Origin of the sequence: Escherichia sp. S10b (genome assembly GCF_028421345.1) — a bacterium.
Taxonomy (GTDB): Bacteria; Pseudomonadota; Gammaproteobacteria; order Enterobacterales; family Enterobacteriaceae; genus ECMA0423.
This window is the reverse complement of record NZ_JAHZSO010000122.1, coordinates 1-1057: the sequence shown is the minus strand read 5'-3', so window position 1 is coordinate 1057 and position 1057 is coordinate 1. Positions and strand designations below refer to the sequence as shown.

Genomic DNA, 1057 nt, shown 5'->3' with positions numbered 1-1057 from the left:
GGCTTTGTTGAATAAATCAGATTTCGGGTAAGTCTCCCCCGTAGCGGGTTGTGTTTTCAGGCAATACGCACGCTTTCAGGCATACCTGCTTTCGTCATTTTGTTCAGCGCTCGTACCAGGGCCATAGCCTCCGCAACCTGACCATCGTAGTCACGCAGCGTCAGTGAACCCCCGAACAGCTGTTTTACCCGGTACATCGCCGTTTCCGCTATCGAGCGACGGTTGTAATCTGTTGTCCATTTCCACCGCGCATTACTCCCGGTCATTCGCTGATTAGCCACTGCACGGTTACGGTCTGCATATTCACCGGGCCAGTAACCCGCACCTTTTCGGGGTGGGATAAGCGCGCTGATTTTCTTACGTCGCAGTTCATCGTGACAGAGCCGGGTATCGTAAGCGCCATCGGCGGCGGCTGACCTGATTTTCCGGTGGGTTTGCCGGATTAACCCGGGGAAGGCCTCTGAGTCCGTAACGTTGTTCAGCGACAGGTCAGCGCAGATGATTTCATGTGTTTTACTGTCAACGGCGAGATGCAGCTTACGCCAGATACGGCGGCGTTCCTGGCCATGCTTTTTGACTTTCCACTCGCCTTCACCGAAGACCTTCAGCCCGGTGGAATCAATTACCAGGTGTGCGATTTCACCCCGGGTGGGCGTTTTGAAACTGACATTAACCGACTTTGCCCGCCTGCTGACACAGCTGTAATCCGGGCAGCGTAGCGGAACGTTCATCAGAGAAAAAATGGAATCAATAAAACCCTGTGCAGCCCGCAGGGTCAACCTGAACACGCGTTTAATGACCAGAACGGTGGTGATGGCAAGGTCAGAATAGCGCTGAGGTCTGCCTCGTGAAGAAGGTGTTGCTGACTCATACCAGGCCTGAATAGCTTCATCATCCAGCCAGAAAGTTATGGAGCCACGGTTGATGAGGGCTTTATTGTAGGTGGGCCAGTTGGTGATTTTGAACTTTTGCTTTGCCACGGAACGGTCTGCGTTGTCGGGAAGATGCGTGATCTGATCCTTCAACTCAGCAAAAGTTCGATTTATTCAACAAAGCC

General features: G+C 52.8%; 1 protein-coding gene. It reads right to left on the bottom strand.

Annotated elements, in window-relative coordinates:
* Positions 1-56: 56 nt before the first annotated feature.
* The gene (locus tag FTE26_RS08430; RefSeq protein WP_001118619.1) at positions 57-980 is read right to left on the bottom strand and encodes an IS5-like element IS903B family transposase; all 924 of its coding nucleotides are present in this window, start codon (positions 978-980) and stop codon (positions 57-59) included.
* Positions 981-1057: the final 77 nt, after the last annotated feature.